The 21982-nt window shown below is 60.4% G+C and carries 11 protein-coding genes; 9 read left to right on the top strand and 2 right to left on the bottom strand.

Features of this window, described 5'->3' with window-relative positions; translation table 11 throughout:
* Positions 1-49 precede the first annotated feature (49 nt).
* Positions 50-1840 (bottom strand): M61 family metallopeptidase, encoded by a 1791-nt coding sequence (locus DFP86_RS00630; RefSeq protein WP_133678064.1) that lies wholly within the window; start codon positions 1838-1840, stop codon positions 50-52.
* A gap of 401 nt (positions 1841-2241) precedes the next feature.
* Between DFP86_RS00630 and ccoN the strand changes: the two genes are divergently transcribed.
* The 9 genes from ccoN to DFP86_RS00580 all read left to right on the top strand — a co-directional run bounded on the left by ccoN (position 2242) and on the right by DFP86_RS00580 (position 11626).
* On the top strand, positions 2242-3666 hold the full coding sequence (ccoN, locus tag DFP86_RS00625; RefSeq protein WP_133678063.1) for a cytochrome-c oxidase, cbb3-type subunit I: 1425 nt from the start codon (positions 2242-2244) through the stop codon (positions 3664-3666).
* A gap of 22 nt (positions 3667-3688) precedes the next feature.
* Positions 3689-4303: a cytochrome-c oxidase, cbb3-type subunit II gene (gene ccoO / locus DFP86_RS00620; RefSeq protein ID WP_133678062.1), complete on the top strand. Its 615-nt coding sequence runs from the start codon at positions 3689-3691 to the stop codon at positions 4301-4303.
* A gap of 3 nt (positions 4304-4306) precedes the next feature.
* Entirely contained in the window at positions 4307-4495 is a 189-nt protein-coding gene (locus tag DFP86_RS00615) for a cbb3-type cytochrome oxidase subunit 3 (protein ID WP_133678061.1), read from the top strand.
* Positions 4495-5421, top strand: coding sequence for a cytochrome-c oxidase, cbb3-type subunit III (gene ccoP / locus DFP86_RS00610; RefSeq protein WP_133678060.1), 927 nt, complete (start codon positions 4495-4497; stop codon positions 5419-5421). The genes DFP86_RS00615 and ccoP overlap by 1 nt, the downstream gene beginning before the upstream one ends.
* Before the next feature lie 224 nt (positions 5422-5645).
* Positions 5646-6377: a helix-turn-helix transcriptional regulator gene (locus DFP86_RS00605; protein WP_166642099.1), complete on the top strand. Its 732-nt coding sequence runs from the start codon at positions 5646-5648 to the stop codon at positions 6375-6377.
* Positions 6378-6588: 211 nt separating this feature from the next.
* Entirely contained in the window at positions 6589-6846 is a 258-nt protein-coding gene (locus DFP86_RS00600) for a hypothetical protein (RefSeq protein ID WP_133678058.1), read from the top strand.
* Between the two features lie 211 nt (positions 6847-7057).
* A complete protein-coding gene (locus tag DFP86_RS00590; protein ID WP_133678057.1) occupies positions 7058-9799 on the top strand; it encodes a type VI secretion system Vgr family protein in 2742 nt (913 codons plus the stop codon).
* Positions 9786-10961, top strand: coding sequence for a glycoside hydrolase family 19 protein (locus DFP86_RS00585; protein ID WP_133678056.1), 1176 nt, complete (start codon positions 9786-9788; stop codon positions 10959-10961). Before DFP86_RS00590 ends, DFP86_RS00585 begins: the two co-directional genes overlap by 14 nt.
* Positions 10958-11626: a hypothetical protein gene (locus DFP86_RS00580; protein WP_133678055.1), complete on the top strand. Its 669-nt coding sequence runs from the start codon at positions 10958-10960 to the stop codon at positions 11624-11626. The genes DFP86_RS00585 and DFP86_RS00580 overlap by 4 nt, the downstream gene beginning before the upstream one ends.
* Before the next feature lie 234 nt (positions 11627-11860).
* Here DFP86_RS00580 and DFP86_RS00575 read toward each other — a convergent pair whose 3' ends face one another.
* Positions 11861-21970, bottom strand: a complete 10110-nt coding sequence (locus DFP86_RS00575) for a Tc toxin subunit A-related protein (protein ID WP_133678054.1) — start codon at positions 21968-21970, stop codon at positions 11861-11863.
* Positions 21971-21982: the final 12 nt, after the last annotated feature.

Here is a 21982-nt window from a genome sequence, read left to right as displayed (position 1 = left end):
ATAAGGCGGGGCGCCAGCCCCGCCAAAGATCCGCTATGCTGCGGATTGACTAGTCCGCCGGCCATCGGCCGGTCTTTTTCATTTGGGACAGACGGCAGGCATCGGGCGCTTGCGCCTGTGGCAATACCTGCAAAGTCATCAGTTCGTCGCGCCGGAAGGCGTGCACGGTCGCACTCTGTCCCGGCATCAAACGCGCCTGCATCTTTTCCGGATCGGCGACGCGCAGACCATCTACCGCCACAATCACATCGCCGCCGGATAGGCCGGCAGCCTGGGCGGCGCCACCGTCGAATACCTGCTGCAAACGCACGCCCAGCACGTCGGTCGACGCCTTGACGCCTAGCGTTGCCCGCGGCGATTCGGGGGCGGGCTTGAGAGCACCGAAGCCGCCGCGATCGCCGGCGGAGGCCGCGAGGTCGTAGTCGAGTTTGATGCCTTGGGTCGCCAACAGCGCGGCCAGCGGCAGATCCTCGGTCGAACGTAGCGCACGGTCGAAGAAATCGCGCAGATCGAGCCCGGTGGCGTCGATTGCCAAGGACTCCCACTCATCCTCGGCCAGACCGGCGCCATCCTTTTGCCATTTTTTCCACAAAAAGCGCATGACATCGTCCAAGGACTTGGCGCCGCGCGTCTTGTCGCGAATCAACAAATCCAGAGACAGTGCCACCAACGCGCCCTTGGCGTAGTAACTGACAATGCTGTTGGGGCTGTTCTCATCCTGGCGGTAGTACTTGATCCAGGCATCGAAGCTCGATTCCTCCAGCGTCTGCTTGGTACGGCCGTTGCCGCGCATCACCCCGGAGATGGTTTCGGCCAGTTGGCCCAGATAGCGCTCGCGATCGATCAGCCCGGCGCGCAACAGCGCCAGATCGTCGTAGTAAGACGTGATGCCCTCGAACGCCCATAGCAGGTGGGTATGCCCCTCGCGCGCGAGATCGTAGGGTTGGAACACGGCCGGTTTCAGGCGTTTGACGTTCCAGGCATGGAAGTATTCGTGGCTGATCAAACCCAACAAGCGCATGTAGCCATCGCTGATTTGCTTGGCACCCGGTAGGGGCAGGTCGTCGCGGTCGCACATCAACGCAGTGGAGCTTCGATGCTCCAAACCGCCGTAGATATCCTTGCCGGCGAACAGCATGAAGACGTAGCGGTCGAAAGGCGCCGGCTCGCCGAACAACCGTATATGCCACTCACATATTTTCTTCGCATCGCGCGCCAGGCGCTTCAGATCGGCGCGGAACAGGCCTGAAACCACAAATTCATGCGGTACGCCACAAGCTTTGAACGATACCGACTCGAACGCGCCCAGTTCCACCGGGTGGTCGATCAATTCATCGTAATTCTCCGCGCGATAGCGTCCGAAGCCTCGCCCCTTCTGCTTATCCGGCCGCACAGGCAGGCTGGTCGCCACGCGCCAGTCTTGGTAGTGCTTGCCCTTCGGCGCCTCGATCTCCACATCGCAAGCGGTTTGCTCATACCCCTCGACGGCGAGAAACACGCTGGTACCGTTGAAGAAGCCACGCTGCTTGTCCAGGTAGGCACCACGCACCGACAAATCGAAGGCGTAGACCTGGTAGTGCAACGTCAGCACGCCATCGACCGGATCGGCCTGCCAGCTGTGCTTATCGAGCTTCTGTACCGCCACCGGCCGGCCCGAACACTCGGCGCGTAGCGAAACGATGTGGCGGGCGAACTCGCGGATCATGTAACTGCCCGGAATCCAAGCTGGCAAATGGAACATCTGTCCCTTTTTGGCAGGCTGGGCGACGGTCAAGGAAACTTCGAAAAGATGCGCTTCGGGCGAGGCGGGGCGGATGCGATAGAGAACAGGAACGGACATGAGGAACTATCCTGCAAAGCAAAAACGGGATTTTAACATTGTCAATGGCGTTGTGCTGACCGCCAAGAGAAATTGATACAGGTCAACTAATGTCGACCCCATGACATTATACTGCAAATGTTGTTGGAATTAGTTTAATAACAAAGCAAGCCTGCAAGCCGCCAGGATCAAAGAACCTTGCGAGTTCACGATGACTGGAATTCGTTCGTATATTACGAATGACTATAGAATAACGGCATTGGCATTTCGGGGGATGATTGTTCGGACATTGTCCGGACAGTGGGATTTGTCTCAACAAAGAATCTGCCGGGCATCGAACCGCGGGTAATCCCGGTGCGGGCCTTCTGCGGCGCTGCAGTGTCTTTCACGTTCTGAGTTCGCAACCTTGGAGATAACCATAAATGGAAACGCAATCCACTTATAACTATAAGGTGGTGCGCCAGTTTGCCATCATGACCGTCGTTTGGGGCGTGGTCGGCATGCTGGTGGGCGTCATCATAGCGGCCCAGATGGTGTGGCCGGAGCTCAATTTCGGGCCCTGGTTCCACTTTGGCCGTCTGCGCCCGCTGCATACGAACGCGGTGATCTTCGCCTTCGGCGGTTGTGGGCTGTTCGCCACCTCGTATTACGTGGTACAGCGCACCTGCAACGTCCGGCTGATCTCCGACAAGCTCGCCGCCTTTACCTTCTGGGGCTGGCAGCTCGTCATCGTACTCGCCGCGATCACCTTTCCGCTTGGCATCACCTTCGGCAAGGAGTACGCCGAACTGGAATGGCCGATCAAACTGTTGATCACCATCATCTGGGTGGTCTACGCCATCGTGTTCTTCGGCACGCTGGCCATCCGCAAGGTCAAACACATCTACGTGGCCAACTGGTTCTACGGTGCCTTCATCCTGGCCGTGGCCCTGCTACACATCGTCAACAGCGCCTTCATCCCGGTGACCATGTGGAAGTCCTACTCGGTCTATTCGGGTGCCGTGGACGCGATGGTGCAATGGTGGTACGGCCATAACGCCGTGGGCTTCTTCCTGACCGCCGCCTTCCTCGGCATGATGTACTACTTCGTACCGAAACAGGCAGGTCGCCCGATCTACTCGTACCGGCTGTCCGTGGTGCACTTCTGGGCGCTGATCTTCACCTATATGTGGGCCGGCCCGCACCACCTGCACTACACCGCGCTGCCCGACTGGACCCAGTCGCTCGGCATGGTGTTCTCGCTGGTTCTGCTGGCACCGAGCTGGGGCGGTATGATCAACGGCATCATGACCTTGTCCGGCGCATGGCACAAACTGCGCACCGACCCGATCCTGAAATTCCTGATCGTCTCGCTGTCCTTCTACGGCATGTCGACCTTCGAAGGTCCGATGATGTCGATCAAGACCGTCAACGCCCTATCGCACTACTCCGACTGGGGCATCGGCCACGTTCACTCCGGTGCGCTGGGCTGGGTCGGCTTCATCACCATCGGTGCCATCTACTACCTGATCCCGCGCCTGTGGAACCGCGAAGAGATGCATAGCGTCAAGCTGATCGAAGCACACTTCTGGATCGCCACGGTCGGCGTAGTGCTCTATATCGCCTCGATGTGGATCGCCGGTGTGACCGAAGGCCTGATGTGGCGCGCCATCAACCCGGATGGCACCTTGACCTACGCTTTCGTCGAAGTGGTCAAGGCCGTGCATCCCTACCTGATCGTGCGCGCGCTTGGCGGCCTGTTCTATCTGTCCGGCATGCTGATCATGGGTTACAACGTGTTCCGCACCATCAATGCAGGCAAGGCAGTCGACGCCAAGATTCCGGCGTTGGCGGCACAAGGCCACTGAAAAGCGGGAAGGCAGAATAAAAATGGATAAGATTCAGAAACTTGTCGAAGAACACGTCGGCTTCCTGATCGTCTTCACCCTGATCGTGATCAGTATCGCCGGCCTGGTGGAAATCGTTCCGCTGGCATTCCAGAAATCCACCACCCAGCCGATCGAGGGCCTCAAGCCGTATAGCGCCCTCGAATTGACCGGCCGGGATATCTACATCCGTGAAGGCTGTTACACCTGCCACTCGCAGATGATCCGTCCGTTCCGGGCCGAAACCGAACGCTACGGCCACTACTCGGTCGCCGGCGAATCGGTTTACGACCATCCGTTCCAATGGGGCTCCAAGCGTAATGGCCCGGACCTGGCCCGAGTCGGCGGTCGCTACTCCGACGAATGGCATCGCGTCCACCTGACCAACCCGCGCGACGTGGTACCGGAGTCGAACATGCCGGCATTCCCGTGGCTGGCCAAGAATCTGGCCGACGCGGACGACGTTCAGGCGAAGATGCGCGCGCTACGCGTGGTTGGCGTGCCGTATACCGACCAAGACATCGCCAATGCCAAGTCGGAAGTCGACGGCAAGTCCGAAATGGACGCGCTGATCGCCTACCTGCAAAGCCTCGGCCTTGCGCTGAAGAACGTGCGTTAAGCCATGGACTGGACCAATTTTGCCCGTGAGCTGTTTACGGTCTTCTGCTTCGTCTCGTTTCTGCTGTTTGCCTGGGTCGCCTATAGCAAGCGCTCCAAGCAACGCTACAACGAGGTGGCGAACATGATCATCGACGACGATGACACACCCAAAGAAGACCCTGCGCAGCAAACCGGCAACGGAGCGAGATGATGAGTGATTTTGTCAGCGGTTTTTGGGGGATCTACATCACGGTAATCGTGGTCGTCGGCTTTATCGGCTTGGCGGTATTGCTGATCACCCAATCGAAAACAACGGTCAAGCCAGGGGAACAGGCGCAGACCATGGGCCATGTGTGGGACGGCGACCTACAGGAGTACAACAATCCCCTGCCGCGCTGGTGGATGATGTTGTTCTATCTAACCTTGATCTTCGGCGCCGTCTACCTGGTGCTGTATCCGGGGCTCGGCACCTTCGCCGGCCTGCGCGGCTGGACCTCGGTCGGGCAGTACAACGAGGAACGCGCCCAGGCGGAAGCCAAGTTCATGCCGATGTACAACAAGTACCTGCAGATGGATCTGAAGACCGTCGCAGCGGACCCGCAAGCGCACGAGATGGGTCAGCGCCTGTTCCAGACCTATTGCATCCAGTGCCACGGCTCCGACGCGCGCGGCGCCAAGGGCTTCCCGAACCTGGTGCACCACGACTGGATGTACGGCGGCGATCCGCAGACCATCAAAACGACGATCATGGGCGGGCGCCATGGTCAGATGCCGGCCTGGGGCGCGGTGTTGGGCGAGGAGAAGGTCAAGGACGTGGCCAACTACGTGATGCAGATCGCCGGCAAGAAGCATGATGCCGAACGCGCGGCGCGTGGCGAGACCACCTTCAAGACCATTTGTGCTTCCTGCCACGGTCCGGACGGCAAGGGCAACACCGCCATCGGCGCGCCGAACCTGACGCACCCGAGCGGGGTATGGCTGTATGGCGGTACTGAAAAGACCATCATCGAAACCATCACCAACGGCCGTAACAACCAGATGCCGGCCTGGAAGGACTTCCTGGGCGAAAGCAAGGTGCATCTGCTGGCCGCCTACGTCTGGGGCCTGTCCAATCTGCCGCAACAACAGCAGCAGTAAACCGATTCAAGTCTGTCCGTAAGCCAAACGGCGGAAGCGATAACGCTTCCGCCGTTTTTCATTGTGCGCGCCGGTTATTCCTACACGCGATTCGGTCTACATCCACGCCCCCACGCCACTCGACCGACAAACCTCGCGCCGCCTTGCCTTTCGAAGCTGGATGCCCCCATCGGGCGCACGTCATGCATCCCGTCAAGCTATTCCACGCTCAAAGGAGACAACGAATGGATTCATTCATCACGCCGCACCAGCAACAGCTGATCGATACCCTGCCCGGTTTTTGGGGGTGTAAGGATTTACAGTCCAACTTCTTGTACACAACGCAACAAACTGCGGAATTATTTGGATTTCGACACAAAGAAGAAATCGTTGGCCTGAGCGACCTGGATCTGCATTGCGACGCCGCGGAGAGTGCACACTTGTTCCGAGCACAGGATCGCGAGGTCATCCGCACCGGCCAGACATTGCGTATCCTGGATATCCATCGCTACAGCAACCACACCTGGCGTTCAATGCTCACCTGCAAGAGGCTGTTGCGCGACCCGGCGCAAAACATTGTCGGCACCATTGTTAATACGCAGGAACTCAACAGCGACGAACTGCTGCAACTCGGGGCGCTGCTGGGCAAAATTGCCTATAGCCCCATGAGCGGCAGCGATCAGCTCACCACTCGTACCAGCTTCATCATCGGCCACCCGAGCCAAGGCCCCAAACTCACTCAGCGCCAGCAGGAGATTCTGTTCTTGTTGCTGCGCGGGCGTTCCGCCCGGCTGATCGGCCGCGCGCTCGGCATCTCCACGCGCACCGTCGAGTGGCATGTATGCATGCTCAAGGAGAAATTCGCCGTCGTGAGCAAAAGCGAACTGATCGACAAAGCCTTCGAGCAAGGCTACTTGAACAACCTGCCGCCCGGGCTGTGCAAGCGCTCGCTGTCGATCATCCTGCGCGAAGATTGAATAACCCGCCGTGGCTCATCGCGGCTCAAGCCGCCTGACGAGGCGGTAGGGGCATTCATTTTCAGCATTTTCTGACGGCCGCGCGCGGTTGTCAGTGTAAGTGTGGCTGGGTAATCTACTGGTGCGACATTCGTCGCTGAAGAGGCGCGAGCCCGGGGTGGTTGCACACCGCCGAGCCCGCTGGCCAAACCCACTTTTCAAGGAAGTAAGTATGGTTGCTCACAATCTTAAAGCCGTTCCTGTGTTTTCACAAAACCCTGACTCCCGCCAACAGCAGTTACTTTCCCTGATTTCCGTGTTGCACACGCCGCGGCCCCGTCGTCCAAATTCCGACGCGTGCCGATTGGTGGTCGATAGCCGGTTGTTCGGGGCGTTCGAGCCGCTCGATACCAACATGTCGTGGCTCTATCTGCCCAATGCCGCGCAGGCGCGTCATCTGGCGGGATGCCTGGTGCTAACGGCCGATTAACGGCCTTTCTTTAAGGAGGCGGAGGGCGCAGCCCTCCGGCCGAGTATCATCGAATGGCCGTTCGCCTCGCTATCGCACGCGCTTCAGATCAATCCGAAATACCTGTCCTTTGGAACAGGTATCCTTGTCCCACACCATAACAATCCATTAAAATCCATAACTTCATTTTAAACAATAATGTCGTGAATGATTCGCGACAGCCTCTACACTCATGGATGTTTCTTCGTTGTTGGCCGCCTTCGCTTCCGCTTTTACGCAAGATCGACGTCTGCTATCGCTGCAACTGGGCGACGATGGCCAATGGGATGGCCGGCTGCTGCCGCAAAGCGTCGATGGCGAAGAAGCCGTCTCCGACAACTATCGCTATAGCGTCGACTGCCTGTCGCCCGACGCCAATCTGGCGTTGAAAAACCTGCTCGGTCTGTCGGCCCGCTTGGCGATTCGGGATCAAAACGGCGAAGAGGTGGTTCGTGCCGGGGTGGTGACCCAGGCACAAGCGCTCGGCAGCGACGGCGGTTTCAGTCGTTACCGGTTAGTCCTTGAGCCGCCGTTTGCCCTTTTGCGTCACCGAACAACCAGCCGGGTTTTCCAAGATTTGTCGGTGCCGGACATTGTCAAGCAGGTTATCGCCGAACATCAGGCCAACAACCCGGTGTTCGCCCGGCTGCAGACGCTGGCCATTGAGCTGACGCGCCCCGCCGCTCCCCGCAGCTACACGTTGCAGTACCGCGAAAGCGATTTAGCGTTTCTGACCCGCTTGCTGGCGGAGGAAGGCTTGGGTTGGCGTTTCCATACCGCAGACGGCCACATTCAACTGACGGTGTTCGACGACCCGTACAGCCTGCCGCAATCCAGCCAGCAACGGGTGCGCTTCCATCGCAGTGACGCCACCGAAGCCGAGGACGGTCTGACCGAGTGGCAGGCACGCCAGAGTCTGGCTACCCGCCAAGTGAGTTTGGCCAGCTTCGACTACAAAGCGGTGCAGACCGGCCAGGGCATGGACAGCAGCCAGCGCCCCGACCAGCCGGCCGAGCGCTCCTTGGAGAGCTACGATCCGCAATCGCTGTACTACGCCTCCGACGCCGATGGTCTGACGCGTTATGCGCAATTGCGCCAGCAGGCGCACGACTTGGCCGCACAAGGGTTTCAAGGCAGCGGCACGGCGCGTGGCCTGCATGCCGGGCACTGGTTTAGATTGGACGAGCATCCGCTCTACGAGCGCAAGCCGGTCGATCAACGCGAGTTCGTGGTCACCCGGCAAAGCTTTCAGGCGCGCAACAATCTACCGGAGGGACTGGCTCAACAATTAATCAGCGCCAGCGACAGTCCGCCCTATCGAACCCAATTCGACGCCCAGCCCAGAGGCCTACCGCTATCGCCGGCCTACAGCGGCACCGAACACGCCAAACCGACCGCGCTCGGCGCGCAAACCGCCACCGTGGTCGGCCCGGGCGGCGAGGAAGTGCACACCGACGAGCAAGGCCGTATCAAGGTGCAGTTCCATTGGGCACGCAACCAGGAACACCCGGAGGCCGGTGCCGGCTTCGACGAACGCTCCAGCTGCTGGGTACGCGTCGCCATGCCTTCGGCCGGCGCCGCCTGGGGGCACCAGTTCATCCCGCGCATCGGCCAGGAAGTGCTGATCGACTTTATCGAAGGCGACATCGACCGTCCGGTGGTGACCGGGGTGTTGTATAACGGCAGCCATAACCCGCCATCCTTCTCGGCCAGCGGCGCACTCCCGGGCAACAAGACGCTGTCCGGCATTAAATCGAAAGAGCATCAGGGCGGCGGTCACAACGAACTCTTGTTCGACGACACGCCAAACCAGGTACGGTCGCGACTGGCGAGCAGCCACGGCGCCACGCAACTCAACCAGGGCTTTCTCACGCACCCGCGCGCAGACGGCAAAGCCGAAGCACGCGGCGAAGGGTTCGAACTACGCACCGACCAGCACGGCGCCGTCCGCGCAGCGCACGGCCTATTACTCTCGACCGAAGCGCAACAGGGTGCCGCCGGTAACCAACTGGCACGCGCCAGCGCTCAAGCCCAACTCGACGCCGCGCTCGCCCTGAGCCAAAGCCTGGGTGACGTGGCCACGGCACAGTTGGCCGACACGGTGGATATCGAGCCGCAGAAAAAACTCGACGAGCAGAGCAAAGCGTGGGAAACCGGCAGCAATACAGGATTGAACGGCCAAGGCACAGGCCAACAACCCATTCTGGTCATGAGCGCCCCAGCCGGTATCGCCAGCCTAACCGAGCAAAGCCAAACCGTCGCCGCCGGCAGCAACTTGGACTTGGTCGCGCAACGCGACGTCAACCACACCGCTGGCCGCAGATGGCTCGCCAACGTCGGCCAGCACATCAGCCTGTTCGTCGCCGGGGTGAAAGATGTCATCAGCCTCAAGCTGATCGCCAGCAAGGGCAAAGTGCAGGTGCAGGCGCAAAGCGGCGAGATGGAGTTGACCGCTGAACAAGCGCTTTCCATCACCTCGGTTAACGGCAAACAGTTGTACAACGGCAAGAAGGAAGTGCTGTTGACCTGTGGCGGCGCATACATCCGCATCGCCGACGGCAAGATCGAGCTGCATGCACCGGGCAAGGTCAGTATCAAGGGCACATCGCAGATCATGGATGGGCCGACCAGCCTGAATTTGCAACCGCCTTCGGTGCCGTTCATGCAAAAGCAGGCGTATAGCCAACGGTTCAATTTACGCCAAGCCATGCGAGGCGACCCCACCCTCAGGCAGAGTCCTTACAAGGTGGTCGACAGCCAAGGCAAAACGCTAGCCTCGGGCAACTTGGATAACGGCGGCAGCACCGACACCGTATTTACCAAACAAGCAGAGAACATCGAGACGTATGTGGGGAATGGGCAATGGACTCTCGTCTCTCATGTGCCTACCAACCCCGACGAATTAGATGGAGAAACCCAGCATGTCGCAGGTTAAAGTGTGTGTGACCGTCCGCCAGGGAAGAGCGCTGCCGATTGTCGGCCTATCCTGCAGCATGAGCGATCGCGCGGATGGTGGGCAGTTCGGCATTACCGATAGCCATGGCATGGTGTCGGCCCAATTCCCCGGCGGCAGCCAAGTACGGTTCTCGGTGCTGTCCAAAAAGATGAAAGCCCACAAATATATCGGTACGCTGCAGCTCGGCCCCGATAGCATTGCGGAACAGCATTTCACGGCGGTGGTGGACTTGATCAAGATCGAGGCGGAAACCCAACCGCATCCGCCGGATTCCCAACAAACCGTCTATCCGGATATCAAACCGCAACCCAAGCCGACCCGCCACTCGCCGGAGGGCAGCAATCCACTCCATCCGCAAGGTATGCCCACCTCTTCCGGTACGGATGCGCAAGGCAATCCGGAAACCAAGGTCGATGCGCAAAATGCGACCTTGATATCGCTGGAGCAAATGCAAAGAATGTGGCCAGCAATTGTGCACATGCATGCTGGGCCTGCTAAAAATGCCAAGATGGCAGAACTGCAAGCCATCGCGGATGAACTGAATCATGATCCGATTAGGTTCAAACTCGACACACCACTGAGAAAAGCACATTTTTTTGCTCAGGTCATGCAAGAGGCTGGACCTGGTCTCGAAAAAAATGAAAGCTTTAACTACTCCCCTAAAGGCTTAATTGGCATCTTCCGATATTTCCGTCGCCATCCTGATGAGGCGGAGCTTTATGGCCGCCGCCATGGCCATCCAGCCGAGCCTTCTTCTATTGCCAATAGGGCATACAGTAATGAAGGAAATACAAACCTAGGAAATGGAACGGTTGAAAGCGGCGATGGCTGGAAATATCGTGGGCGTGGTTATAAACAAGTAACGGGTCGAACAAACTACACTCAACTGACCAAAGATTTTCCGAAGCTATGGCCTGGTGAATCTATTAATTTTGTCGAAACACCGGATTTGGCCTCACAGCCAAAATATGCCATTCGGTCAGCTGTATGGTTTTGGTGGTACAATGGCTTATATAAAATCGCCGACAAAGGTTCTGCACCAAGTTTTGTCGATGAAATCACAGCTATCGTGAACAACAAAACCAACTCATACAACGACAGAAGAGATAATTTCAAATTAACTTTGGCGATATTTAGATGAAGAAATTAATATTCTCATTTCTTTGGGTTGTTATTGTGCAAATTGCTAATGCAGAGTGCACAAAGCCTATATTGGTCAGTGGAAGCTTGAGCAAAGACTCACAAACCGACACGGTTTCAATAAGCTCTAAACAAGACTGTCAGAATCATCCTGGGACAGTATATTCAACAATTGCTGTTTCTTTAAACGAAAACTCAAAAAAGCATAGCTTTCTTTCAAAAGAATTCTCCTATCCAAATAACTACGAAATTGATGCATCCATCAAGAATGGCAGCATTTTTATATATGAATCATCTGGAGAAGGTTACCGGCCAGTCTCATTAAGCAGCGTCTATCAGTTTAAATTTACCAAAAATAAAATACGCTTAATTGGATTTACTGAAACAACATTTTCTACCATATCCAAGGCAACAAAAGAGGAAGCTACACCAGATGAAAAAGACGAAAATTTAATAGATAGAAGCAAAGTAGTTAATTACAATTTACTTACTGGGGAATATAAAATCACGAAGAAAGGTTATGATTTCTCTAGGCCAGAAAAAACAAAAATCACCACAGGTAATGGTGGATCTTTCGAGGTCTATTTGGAGAATGTAGATTTCTTTGCTCATAAAGATATATTTTCTTCTCATATACCTTCAGCGCTGCTATCTGATAATAAATAATATACTCAGGCATTAGAAAATCATTTCACATAAAATTTCTCTCTAACTTGCCAAATAAATTTAGCAAGTTTTCATGAGGAAATTTTTTATTTTATATTTATTCTTACTTTTATTTCCTATGTAGCAACAGCAAGCCCGTCATGCTCAACAAGAAAAGCTCGTTGCAGGTGCGGCTTGTCGCCGCGAATGCCCGCTACCGGCCAATCGCGGCGACAAGCCCCCCGGAACCGCTCTTCATCTGCCCACGGCTCCCTCCTCCCCTTTCCCGCAGCAGCAAGGCGCCGAGTCGCACGGTGTCATCGGTTCATCGTGGCAATGCCTCGGGCAGGGCTCGGCGTGGTAGCGACACAGCAGGAACAGCCGCGTCACAGGCCCGCTGCAGCAAAAGCGCAAACGCAAAGTCCGGTGCTCGCCGCAGTCGAGCCGTCGCCGCGGCAGGGCATGCAGGCCTTGGTACAGGCAGGGCCATTCGGCACTGGCGTAGCAATGGATATCGCGGTATTCGAGATCATCCCGGCAACCGCCCTCCGGCAACCAGGCGGCTTCTACGCAGTGCTCGGCCGGCGGGTCGCTTTCGCAGGTTTCGAACAGCAAGGCGAACTCGCCCACGGCAATCTCCGGCTCGCCGGGCAGGAAGGGGAACTGGCGGCGCACCAGTTCGATATCCAGCTCGCGCATCGACTCGCACTCGGCGTGCGGCGCCTGCTGGAAGCGAGCCCAAGCGGAAGGACATTCGTGGCGGATTTCCAGCAGGCTCCAGCCCTCGCCCGGCAAGTGCCGCTTGGCGCAGCGCAACGCTTCGCAACGTAATGCCTCGCCCCCTTCGCGCGCGGTGTAGTTCAGATGCAGCACCACATCGCTCAGGGTATCGAAGTCGAAGGCATTGTTCTCGGGCGGCAATTCGATGCGCCAGCGACTGACGGCACCATGGTACTCGAACGGCAAATAGCGCTCGTCGCGGAAGTTGAGTTCGAACAAACCATCGTCGTTCTGGCCATCCGAGGTGGCTATCGCCTCGCGTGCGCCGTAGAGGCGCAGCAGGCGCGGATCGTCGCAGCAGCAGGTGTAGTCGCAAGCATCGTGCTGTTCGTCGCAACAGCGGTGCGGCGGTGGGGTCAGGCGCGGGTCGATACGGGTTTGGCTGCTCAAGAGCGTCAGGCGGCAATGCACGCCGGTATACGGCCCGGTGACGCACGGCAGTGTCAGACTGACATTCTTGATGCGCCGCAGGTACATGCCGGGATAGTCGGCATCGAACATCCACTCCGGCAATTCGATTTCGCAGTGGCCGACGGCGCGCAAGCGCAGATAAGCCAGCGGGAAGTGCAGACGTAGCGAGAAGTGCTTGGTCAGTTCGTACTCGCGCAGATTCTTGTCGCGGTACGACTGCGCCATACGCGCCAGAGCCAGATCCAGCCGCTCGCCCGCCAGCAGCCCCTCATGGAGCGAATCCCAGGCATCCGACGGGACAAAGCGGCGCCAATCGTCGCCACGTTCGAGCCAATAGGCCTGCTGCGCCTGGTGTGCTGCGCGCATGGCCATCTCGTAGGCTTGGAAATACAGCGCACTGGTTTCCTTTTGTAGATACAGGTACAAGGCGTCGCCACTGAACTTATCTCGCAGGAAATCCAGCGTCTCCCTGCTCTGCTCGCTCTGGCGCTGTTGCATGTTCAGCTCCTGCAGCGCCTGGTCGCGCCGCCGGTCGGCGCCCAATATCTGGCGTTCGATCTGATGGATCTCGATCGGTAGCACCTGCGTCTGATGTAACCATTCGTCGGCGCGCCGCTCCCAACCGGCGTTGGTCAAATCCAGCCCGGCGGTGGCGCTTTCGATGTCCGCCACCATGTTGATGATGCGGGCGATGGACTCGAACATGCCGGCAAGCTTGGTGCCGACCGGCAACTGCACATAGTCCGAGGTGCCGACGAACACATCGGGGATCAGCTTGATCACTTCGCCGATCGCCTCGATGGTGTTGCCCGCCGCGTGCGTCACGATCGCGCTCTCGGTCAGGCTTTGGTACTGCAGCTCATCCGGGATCAGGCCATGCTGCAGCAAATTGGTGTAATACAGCAGATTGGCCTGGCTCGAAGCCTTGGTCTTTTGCAGCGCCTCGATCTGCCAGTCGGCGTCGCGCCACTGGTCTTGCCGCATACCTAAGCTCATCTCGGCGACTTCGGCCTCGAAGCGGGCACGCATGGCGTTCAGATACTCGGCGTCGCCCTTTTCGTAGGCGGCCAACAAGGCGCCGCCCAGTTCGCGCACTTTGCCGGCCAACTCCTGGGCGCGGCCGATCAAGACATCGAAGCGGTAGGGACTGGACACGCAGCAGTCGTCCCAGGGCTCCGGGCACGGCGTCGAGACCGGGCAGCCGCCATCGCCCAGACATGGGCGGCCAAAATACGGCAGCTCGCAACCGGGCCGCCCCTCTTTGAAGCGCCGCCCATTCTCGCAGCGATGCAACAGATCGAGCCGGTCGGCCACCAGATCGTATACGGCCAGTAATCTAGGATTGAGCGGCGCGAAATCCGCCACGAACGCGGCCACGGTCATGCCATCGGCCACGGTGTGCTTCATAACATCGGCCGGACGCGGTCCCAAGATCCATGAGGCGGTATCCAGCAATAGACGCGCCTGTTGGAAGGCTTCCGAGGTCGATTTGCGCAGCATGCTATCGGCCCAGGCCAATAGCGTGTCGAGCACTTCGAGCAGAATCGAACGGTTGCGCGCCACGGCATCGCTGATGCCGGTGCTGCTGCAGCAGCTGTGAATCAAGTCGCTCTCGCCCACGTGCGTCAGCGTGTTGGCGTCGGTGTCGTCGGTGCTGCGCTTGCAACGTACCCAGGTATTGTCCTGATGCAGCGGATCGAAAGCCAATTGCAACCACTTGATGGCCGACTCGAAACGGCAGTGCGCACGCTGCACGCAGGCGACCGCCAGCGCGGGCGCATAGAGGCTGGTGGGAAACAGCGCGGCGCCGGGCTCATCATAGACGAAGAACGGATAGGCCGGCAATCCGCCCGGATAGCTCAGCCCGGTCGGTTGGGCACTATCGACCAGCGGCAAGGTTTGAGCGCTGTCGGCCGCAAGGTCGTAGCGGAAGCCGGGTGCGCTGGGGTCAAGATAACCGGGCTCGGCAGCTAACGCGCCGCTGACCGCGAAAGTCAGCGAATCGTCCTTGCGCCCCAGGAATTGCAGGTCGGCGCTGGCGGCATCGCTCACCGCGACTCCGGTCACGGCGCGACGCGGCGGCTGAAATTCGCCGTTGTGCAACCGCGTCCAGGCCAGGTAAACGACGGGTTTCGGTGCCCAGGCCAGCAATTGCGGCAATTGCGCCGGTGTCTGCCACAGCGTCGATTCCTGCTCGGCCGCATCGTACAGATCGTTCTGGAACCCGTACTGGAAATTGTGCGGCTCGACATCCTCGCCCACGGCCATGACCGGTTCGTTAAACACCTCGCCGGCCTCCAGCCAGAAATAATACTCGTCGCCAAGCGGCGGATGCGTCTCGCCGCAGCACGCGCAGCAGGTCGTGCTTTGGGCGTTGCCTTGGGGCGCAAAAGCATGACCGGCAAACGGCTCGCCAGCCGCGGCGATACGATAGAAACGCCGCCCCATCTTGACCGCCGCCTCCAGCCAGAACGGCAACGGCGGCCCATAGGCCTGGGCGGTCGCCAATCCTTGCGCCGCCGCGGCCACCGCGCCGGCGGGTTTACCGCCGGTCGGATCGTTCGGGGTGCCGCCGCCGGGGTTGGGCGGATTGGGGATGTCGGCGGCCAAAGGCGCCAGCCACGACAGTTGTCCGTCGCGATCCGGCAATCCTTGCAAGCCCAAACCCTCACGCTCGGCGATGATGTGTAATTGCGATGGCTCGCGTTGCTGCAGCACCATCAGACCGCCGTGTGCCGGCGGCACTTGATCCGGCCACCACTCAAGCCCGCCCGGCACGGCAATGGACAAGGTTGCGCGAGCCAGCTCGTGCTTGAGCAAGCGGTAGGCTTCCACCTCGCTCGCCCGTGCCGCTTCCGCCCACTCGATCCAGTTCTCGCGGTACACCTGGCGCGTTTTACAGCGCAGCCAAACGGCGTAATCGGCGAACTGCTTGTCCCATAGACGGGCGAAATCGCCGCTCACCGTCCATCCCGCCTCCAAGCCCAGGCGCGCACGCCGCATGAAGCTTTGCACGGCGCTGATGGCCTCCTGGATGCGGCTGGCCTTTTCGCATACGCCAGTCGAGACATCCAGCAACAGCAAGGCGGCGATATCGACGGGGGCGGCGGCAAAACCGCCCCAGGGCAAGGGCACGCGGCTATTGACGGTCAGATAGGCCAGCAGGGCGTCACGGGCATTCCGACGCAGACAATCGTTGAGGCGGCGCAGTCCCTGATAGCGCCGCGGCGCGCCAGCGGCAAACTCCCCTTGCTGCGCGAAGGCCACCAAGTTGGCATTGCCGCTGGCGCTCTCCCCTGGTAGAGCGATATCGGGAGTGGCGCTAGCCCACAGGCAAGGGCGGGCGAATTCGATGTCGCGCGCAGCGAAGTCGTGCGCCAACTCGCGCATCCCGTTATCGGCATGCCATACCCGCACTGCCCAGCGATCGTCCTCCAGGTCAAGGCTTGCGAGGGTATAGAGCGCACCGGCGGCCAGATCGAACACCTGGGTGACGGCATGCGCATGACGCAGATCGACGCCGATATGCCGCAGCAAATAGCTCGGGTCGGCCGGCTGCTGCTCCTGGGCATCGTGAAACAACAACCAGGCTGGACGGGACGGGGCGCTATGGGTGTCGGCGCGCATGCGCGTGTAATCGAAGGTGCGCTCCCACCAGTCGAACAGCGCCTGCTGCCGTTTCAGGCTCGGCGCGACGCGATCGTCCACCGCGGCATCGGGCGCCAGATAGTTGTCCAACAGCGGCCAGAAGTTGAAATCGAAACCGGCGTCATGGCTGATATAACCGCCGCCCGAGGGCGCGTAGGCGCGCCCGGCGAAACGATCCGGGTTGGCCAGCATGAAGCCCAACTCGGACTGACGGTCGTCGGCGATGCGCTTGGCCGACAGGTCGAAACGGCTGGCGAACAGCATCCCCTTGAAGGCGCGCTGATAGGTGCGGCGGATATCGCGTAGCGTGCTGACATAACGCGCGTCGAGATAGTTGTTCAACACGCTGTTGTCGCGCTGCTTGATCCCCTGCCCCAGCGTGCCGTCTTTGTCCTGCAAGTAGAGCCGGCACAACGGCAAGGCGATCCAGTGTTCATCGCTGTCCGGCCCTTTGTATTTCAGGGCGAAGCCGGTGTGGAATGGCCGTGGCTCCTGGCAATCGCAGTCTTCGCCGCGCGGTTCGGGCTGTTCGAACTCGATGGTCAATTGGTAGGCGCCGCGAGCGAGCGGCAGATGGGGATGCGCATGCTCCTGCTGGTCGTCCCAGCGATGGTTGAGCAATTGCCAAGTCCGTTGCCCGCGCGCAAGCTGGACGCGCCAGCGCCGTTCCTCGGCCTGCTCGAAGTCGGGCACTTCGCCATCGCGGCTGGGTGCGCCCGCCAGAAAATGGTAGTCGCCGGCTTCTTCGATCAGCAGTACCCCGCGCCAACGCACGACAAACCCTTGCACGCCCCCCAGCAAAACCCCGTCCTCGTCGGACAGGGCATAGCCGTTGTGCAGCGTTAGCGTCTGCATTTGCTGCGCCGACAAGCTGGCGCCGAGAGCGGGAATCACCGTGGGTTGCGGCGTATTGCGGTGGTTGCGTACCGCGTCGAAGGCAGTGAGCGGCCCGCGCGTTTCACGCCACAGCGTGTTGTTCGCGCCCACGCCGAATTCGCCCATGAGCCCGGTCCCGGTCAAGCCCAGCAAGGCGGCAAAGCCGCAACCATTGGGCCGGGGTTGCCATAACACAGGCGGTTCGGCGCCATTGTCGTTTTCCCACGGCGCAAGACCGCGGTTCTCGTCGCCCCACAGATTGCGGATCACCGCCCAGGCGACCTGCTCGCCGCCCTCGTCCGCCCGCTGAGCGTGACGCGCCAGATGGCAAGCAATTTGCCGGCAACGCGCGTGGCAAAGGGCGAACTGATGCTGGAAAAAGGCCCAGCGTTCGTCTTCGTCGCCACATTCGATCAGCAAGCGTTCGGCCGCCGCATAGTCGTCGAAAAGAAAGGCAAACGGCGCCAACGCCAGGCGCGGCAGAAAATACAGGTTCTGCACCGCTTGCTGCTCTGCCGCCGTTGCCAGCGGCCGCATGGCGGCCAATTTTTCGATCACGGCTTCATCGCGAAGCGGCAACTGCGTCCAGAGCGATTGCGTTGCGGCGTCGTACTGGAAAGGCCCATCCAGCGGGGTATTCCACATCAAGGGGTTTGAGCCGGGCAGAGGAACGCCGAAGCGCCGGTCGAGAGGGCTCGCGCCCAGCATGCTCGGGAAGAAATGCTGCCCCAGCGTCTGCCATGTGTCGCCGCCGGCGGGCGGCTGAAAACCGAAATCGTCGCGCAGGCTGGCGCTGATGCGCGCCCAGGTCCAATGGTGAGCGTCGTGCGGTGCAACCGTGAGCGCCAACAACTCGCGGCGCAAATGCCAAAGCGATGCTTCGTGCAGCTCGTCCGGTAGATCCAGCGGCAGATCGAGCGCTTCGTTGGCGGTTTGCAACGGGAAAGGATCGTCGCCATCCAGATGGGCATCGGCACTGAACAAATACAGCACCTCGCCGACGCTGAAGGCGGAGGCGTACAACTTGGCCAGCACTTCGGCGAAACGCAGCGTAGCGCTTGGCTTGGCATGCCATTCGAGCCCGGCCGTTGCGGGGTCGAACCCCGCTAGGCGCGATAAGGGATCGAGGTTTTGCTCCAGCAACTTAATGAACTGCGGCGGGCGGTCATGGCAACGATGGCGACGCAACGCCGCGGGGCGCACGCCGTGCAGCAACTGCGCCACGGCCCATGACCATTTGCGCGCGCCGCTGCCCACCCAGAGCGCCAGGATATGCAAACGATCGGCACCGCTGCCCGGCGCATGATCGTGCCCATCGCGTAAGGCGACATGGCATTCCTCATGCAACAACAGGAGCGATGCCAATTCGCGCAGGAAGGCCATGCCGCCGCCGATCGGCATCAACACCGCATAGCAGTCGGCCAAATCGTTCATGCTGAGACGGATAGCGCCGCAGCATTGCAACTTGCGCCACAAGCGGATGAACACCGCCAGCGTGGCGAAGCCTGTCTGCGCCGGCGTGGTATTGCCGAAAGTCAGCGAATAACGCGCTGGATAGCATGGCTCGCAGGGCGGTAGCTTGCCGTCTTGGCTGCCGCTGTAGCTGAAGGGCACCACCCCGCATTGCTGCAACTCGACCAATTCGCACCAAGACAAACCGGTGCGGGCGAGAAACTCCGACACTTGCGACAAGGTACGGGTCCACGGCACGCGATTGCTGGTTGCCGTGGCGAAGCCCAGCATGCTCCATGCCGCGGTGGTGGTGGCATCGCCGAACCAGGCATCGGCCTCTTGCTGCGTCAGGCACAAGTAGGCCAGCGTCAAGTCCAGGCTCAGCGGGTAACGCCACAGGTGCGCCTGAAACACCGGCGGCGCAAGCGCCGGGTCGTGGACAAAGGCGGTGATGTCGCGACGGAAGCGGCGCATGACCGAATAGCGCGAAGTGCCGAGGTGGCGTAGGTAGGCGCCGTTGACGTCGAGCGCCTGCGAATACGGCAAGCCGGGCGCGGAAAAGTCGTTGGCCAGCAGCGCATAGCACGACGGCACCGCCAGCGGCACCGCTGGGCTGGAATAGCCCGGCAGCGTCGCGTAAAGCGTCGCCGGGTCGTGGCAGCCCGCCTCCCCTTCTTCCGACGCGCCGCAGCAGTGCGCGGCACACAAGGGATAGCCCGCCAGCGCATCGCCGGTAGTCTGGTAGACCACTCCCTGCGTCTGCCCCGGCGCGGTGGCGACCAGGCTCTCCAGATTTTCGTTGACGATATCGATCAACGGCAGCGGGATTTCGAGATTGGGACAATCGGCCAACAATTGGCCCAGCGGGCCGCGCCGGGTGGCGAGCACATCGCCCAAGGTGGCGTGGCCGGCGGCAGGCAGCGCCTGCGGGTCGTCGCATGTGGCGCTCTCGGCCAGCGCCAACAGCTCATGCAGGTATTCGATTTCTCCCAACGGCGAACGGCACGGCGCCGGCAGGCAATTGACCAGATCGCCGGGATTGACCGGTCCGAACGGCCCGGGTACGGGGCCCTGCCCGGGGTTGCCGCCGACGTTGCCGAAGATCGTGGGCGCATAGTCGTAGGCCAGGCTACCGATCAGCGAGGTGGCGAATTCGGTCAGCGACAACGCCAGAACATCGCTTGCCGATCGGAAGCCGCGCGCATAGAGCGCCTCCATCAGCGAAAACCCGAGTTGGGGCGTCACGCCGAGCGGCTTGACCAACGCGGATAACCCGTCGAGCGCATGCATGGCCTGCATCAACCAAGCCTGGGCATGGGCGTCGTTGGGAAAAAGCATCTGCGCGGCTTGCGCCATCAGCGTGTCGTCGAAGCCGTTACCCAGCACGATCGGCGCCCCGCCGGGCAACAGCGCATATTGCTGCATCGCCTGCGCGATCCAGTCGGTGGCGGGCGGCAGCAGCACCGGCGGCGCGTCCGGGTTGCCGGCGCTGTAGCTTGCCGGCGGCGCAGGCGGTGCGGCGGAAAAGAACTGCCGGATATAGGTGATGAAAGCCGCCAGTCGAGCCTCGGGGCTGCCCAAGCCGGTAAAGGGCGGCAACCATTGATTGCCCGGCCAACCGGGACTCCCGACAAAGAAGGTGCGCCAATCGGAACTCAGCGCCTCGGCCAACTGCGCCACCGTGGTGGGGTGCACCGCACCGGCCGGCGTCACGATCAGATTGGCCAGCACCAGATCCTTCAACGACTGCGGGCTGCCGGGCGGCACATAACCTTGCGTCAGCGCCACCAGGACAAAATCCAGATAATCGGCCGGATGGGTCACGGCCTCGCCGCCGGGCGGGCTGACGATGATCCAGAATTCATTGATCGGATGCACCGTGGCATCGGGCCAATCGGCACCGTAGGCCAGCCAATCGTTCAGCACCGTGGTGATCGATCCGTCCACCGGGCACGGTGGGCGCGACTGACTGCCGCCGGCACTGAGCGCATTCATGCGGCGCACGGCCTGCGCCGGGTTGATGGCAGGCCCGGCGCCGTTGATCTTTTCTTGATCGGTGATGACCCCCTTGTCCACGGCATCGGCCAGCTGCACCAATAAGCGCTCGGCCCGGTCGCCGGTGGCCATGTTAAAGCGCTGCGCCACGCTGACTTGCGGCGGCAGATTGGCATCCAACGCGTAGAAGTATGCTGCCGGCACCCCAAAACTCACCGGCAACGCGCCGCCGCCCGGATTGACCAGCAACACCTCCGTGCTGCCCAACGGGCCGCCATGGCTGATACCGGCATCCACCGGCAGTTCGAACAGCGCCCGGGTGGCCGATAGGGTCATCTGTTGACACTTGAAGGCCGCCGCCACCGCGTACACATAGGTGGTGAGCTGCTGGGCGTTGGCATCGCGCGGCGCGTAGTAGGACGATAGCGACCCTTGGAACTGCAAGCGGTTCTGTTCGTGACTATCGGTCAAGGTGCCGGTGTTCGGCGGATCGGTATACAGATTTTCCAGCGTGTCCGGCGGCACCGGCATAGGGCCGGGCACGCTCCAGACAATTTCATGAGCTAGATTGGCGCATTGCTGCGGATTCAAATCGGCCAGCGCCGGCGGGGCACCGCCGGGATCGATGTTCAACACCGCGGTCATGGCCAAAACCAGATCGTCGAACGCCGGCGGCGTGCCGTCCGAGGGCAAGCTGACGCTGATACCGTGCGCCGACGAGGGCGGCAGCGTCAGATAGCAACTGGTGACGCTCAGACCCTGATACATGGCGGGCGTGGGCGAACCGCTCGCCAGCGTCGCGTTGTAATACGCCTCGGCCACGTTCCAGCTATGGCCGCCGCGCGTCATGACGATACGCAGGTTTTCGAATGCGGTCGGCGACGCCACCTTGATCACCGCCGTGGCCACGCTGACCGGGTAATACACCAGCGGCGGCAAGCCGCTACTGAGTTCGAAGTGCTGCACGATGCCGGTGGCCGGATCGAAAGTGGGGAAAGCGGCGTACACGGGCGGCGCGGGCGGCGGGGAAATCGGGCTGGAAGTCGGCGGGATATACTTCGCGACCCCGACCGAGACCCCTTGCGGTACGCTGCCGTAGGTCAGGTCGAACGCTTCGATCTGTAGCCCGGTCAGGTAATCGATGAAAGTGTCGCCGTCGACGGGAGTGCCCGGCACCAAACGAATGACGATCAAGGCTGACATGATGGAATCACT

The sequence above is a fragment of the Paludibacterium purpuratum genome, from assembly GCF_004363805.1.
GTDB classification, from domain to species: Bacteria; Pseudomonadota; Gammaproteobacteria; order Burkholderiales; family Chromobacteriaceae; genus Paludibacterium; species Paludibacterium purpuratum.
Note: the sequence above shows the minus strand (reverse complement) of the source record. Positions and strands in the feature narration are given on the sequence as shown.